The following is a 3,157-nucleotide window of genomic DNA, read 5'->3' on the forward strand; positions in this document are numbered from 1 at the left end:
GATATTTCGAGCTAAAATCATAACGCCCTAGACCAGGTTTAACCACGGATGAAGGCACGGATGTTGGCCTGGGGGCGGATCACGCGGGGCATCATATTCGGCGACATGATACCAAAAACATTCCGCTACACGTTCCGCGCTTAACGCCGCAATGGCTTCTGCGAACCATGTCGGATGTGAAGCACTTTGACGAGGCTGTTAGCTTCATCGAGTGTAAATATGATCCGGTAGACATAGGATTGACTGGGGTAGAGCAGATGCCGAAGCGTCGGATTTTCCGGTGTGGCCGGGTGCCGTGCCGGGAATTCTGACAGACCCAATATCGCCGCTTCCAGCCCGTTGAACCAATGCCGTGCGGCGAGAGAGTCCGAACCGTTGATGCTGTGAAAGAGCCGCCGCAAATCCGCTGCGGCGCGGGCCGTCAACTCAACGCGAAATGTCATATTGGGCGCGCAGTTCGCTGAAGACATCCTCTGCAGGACGTGACCGCCCGGCCGCCGCGTCTTCAAGCCCCTGGCGAATGCCTTCTTCGGCACTGGCTGCTGCCGCCAGGTCGAGCAGGCGCTGATAGGATTCCGCATCCTGTAAGACCGCCGCCGCGCGTCCGTTGACGGTCAGAACCATCGCGCGTCCGGTTTCCCGGATATGTGCCAGGAATTCTGCCGAATGATTGCGAAACGTCGTCATCGGTTGGATGTCGCGGGTAATGTCCATGGCGGGCGACCTTTTCATGAGTACCTAATTAGGTAACACGTTCGTCCCGCCCGTTCAACGGCGCGGTCAAGCCTGATACGCAACCCGCGCATCTTCCGTACAGCGCAAGCTGACCCGGCGTCCACACCCCGCTCGCCGGCATTTTCAGATTGTCATAATTGAAACCATGTGCCATGCGTTACGAAATAACAGTTTTTTGTGACATGAGGCATTTCATGCGTTTTTCCCTTCTGGCAACGACGGCGCTCACCCTGGCCATGGCGGGGTTTGCCCCCCTGGCTCAGGCCGATGAAGGTATGTGGCTGCCCAACCAGACCGCCGGTATCGCCAAAGAGCTTACCGAAGCCGGCCTGAAGATGGACCCGACCAAGCTGGGTGACTTTACCGCCGCGCCGCTGAACGCCATCGTCTCGCTGGGCGGCTGCTCGGCGGCCTTTCTGTCGCCGGAAGGGCTGGTCGCCACCAATCACCACTGCGTCTATGGCTCGATCCAGTACAATTCGACGCCCGCAGCCGATTACCTGACCAACGGCTTCCTGGCCAAGACTTTGAAAGACGAACTGCCGGCGGCGCCGGGCACCCGGATCTTTGTCATCGAGGATCTGCGCGACGTCACCGCCCGGATGAACCAGGGCCTCACCCCCGCCCTGTCCGGCCAGGCGCGCTATGCCGCCCTGGACACTAACCGCAAGGCGCTGATCGCCGAGTGCGAGGCCCAGGCCAACCGGCGCTGCGACGTGCGCGCCTATTTCGGCGGCGCCAGCTACTATCTTCAGCAGCAACTGGAGATCAAGGACGTCCGTCTGGTCTACGCCCCGGCCGGCGGCGTCGGCAATTTCGGCGGCGAGACCGACAACTGGATGTGGCCGCGCCACACCGGCGACTGGGGCTTCTACCGCGCCTATGTCGCGCCGGACGGTTCGTCGGCCGCCTTTGCGCCGGACAACGTGCCCTATAAGCCCAAGGCCCACCTGAAGATCGCCAAGGACGGCGTAAAGACTGGCGACTTCGTCATGGTCGCCGGCTTCCCCGGCGTGACGACCCGTCTGGTCACTGCCGCCGAAGCCCGTTTCAGCTTCGAAAAATCGTCGCCGCTGCAACAGAAGCTGCTGTCGGACTATTCCGACCTGATCGCCAAGGTGACGGCCGGTGATCCGGACGCCACCATCAAATATGCCTCGATCATCAAGGGCGCCGACAATTACAAGAAGAAGACCCTGGGCGAAATCGCCGGCGCCGACGCCATCGACCTGAATGGCCGCAAGGAACGCCAGGAAGCCGCCTACCGTGACTGGGTCAAGGCCGACCCGGCGCGCACGGCCGCCTATGGCACCGCGATCACCAACCTCGACGGTTTGGTGGCCGAAGACCAGGCGGCGCAACTGGATTCGATGCGCACCGGCACGGTCGGCCGCGGGCAATTGCTGACGGCGGCACGCCTGGCCTACCGCTTTGCCAAGGAACGCGAAAAGCCCGACGCCGCGCGCGAAAGCGGCTACCAGGACCGCGACCGCCGTCAGCTCACCGAACGGCTGACCTCGGTTGAACGCCGCTATGTGCCCCGCGTCGATCGCGCCCTGTTTGAAGCCGCTCTGGTCGAATACAAGCAGGCCTCGCCGGCGGGACAGGACCCGGTCTTCCTGGCCAAGCTCGACGCCATCGGTGTTGACCGGCTCTATGCCGATACGCGCCTGGCCGACACCGCCACGCGCCTGGCCTGGCTGGACAAGACGCCGGCCGAGTTCGAAGCCTCGACCGACCCGTTCATTCAACTGGCCGTGGCTATGTATCCGGCTGACATGGTGCGCGAACAGAAGTCCAAGGACCGCACCGGCCGCACCCAGGCGGCGCGGTCGGTCTATGTCGCCGGCCAGATCGCCTATGAGGCCAGCCAGGGCCGCACCCTCTACCCCGACGCCAACGGGTCGCTGCGGTTCACCTATGGCCACATCAAGGGCCGTGAGAAGGACGGGCAGATCTGGACGCCGTTCACGACGGCTGCGGGTCTGCTGGCCAAGCAGACCGGCAAGGGCGACTTCAACGCGCCGGCCAATTTCATCGCCCAGCTCAAGGCCGGCGACTGGGGCAGCTATGCCGCGCCGGAACTGGGGACCTTGCCGATCAACTATCTGTCGACGGTGGACATCACCAATGGCAATTCCGGTTCGTCGACCTTGAACGCCAAGGGCGAATTTGTCGGGCTGGCCTTTGACGGTACGCTGGACGGCGTCATTTCCGACTGGTCGTATGAGGCTTCGGTCAACCGCACCATCCACGCCGACAGCCGCTTCATGCTGTGGACGATGGACAAGGTCGACGGCGCCCAGCGGCTGCTCAAGGAAATGGGCGTCGAATAGGCGCCGACGTCAGAGCGGTGGGGGCTGGAGCGGGGTTTTAGAGCGTTATGATTTTAGCTCGAAACATCTTCTCCTCCCCTGTTTAC

Annotated in this window: 3 protein-coding genes; 1 reads left to right on the forward strand and 2 read right to left on the reverse strand. The window is 62.5% G+C overall.

All coding sequences use genetic code 11. From position 1 onward, the window contains the following. Positions 1 to 140 precede the first annotated feature (140 nt). Complete coding sequence (locus tag ABI_RS24210; RefSeq protein WP_157138712.1) at positions 141 to 443, reverse strand: type II toxin-antitoxin system RelE/ParE family toxin; 303 nt, start codon at positions 441 to 443, stop codon at positions 141 to 143. Further along, positions 427 to 714 carry a type II toxin-antitoxin system Phd/YefM family antitoxin gene (locus ABI_RS05830; protein ID WP_006271940.1) on the reverse strand — a complete coding sequence of 96 codons (288 nt, stop codon included), beginning with the start codon at positions 712 to 714 and terminating at the stop codon, positions 427 to 429. Before ABI_RS05830 ends, ABI_RS24210 begins: the two co-directional genes overlap by 17 nt. A gap of 215 nt (positions 715 to 929) precedes the next feature. On the opposite strand from ABI_RS05830, the gene ABI_RS05835 reads away from it, so the two are divergent. Continuing rightward, a complete protein-coding gene (locus ABI_RS05835; RefSeq protein WP_040308625.1) occupies positions 930 to 3,071 on the forward strand; it encodes a S46 family peptidase in 2,142 nt (713 codons plus the stop codon). The last annotated feature ends 86 nt before the right edge of the window (positions 3,072 to 3,157 follow it).

It is taken from the genome of Asticcacaulis biprosthecium C19, from assembly GCF_000204015.1.
Lineage (GTDB): Bacteria > Pseudomonadota > Alphaproteobacteria > Caulobacterales > Caulobacteraceae > Asticcacaulis > Asticcacaulis biprosthecius.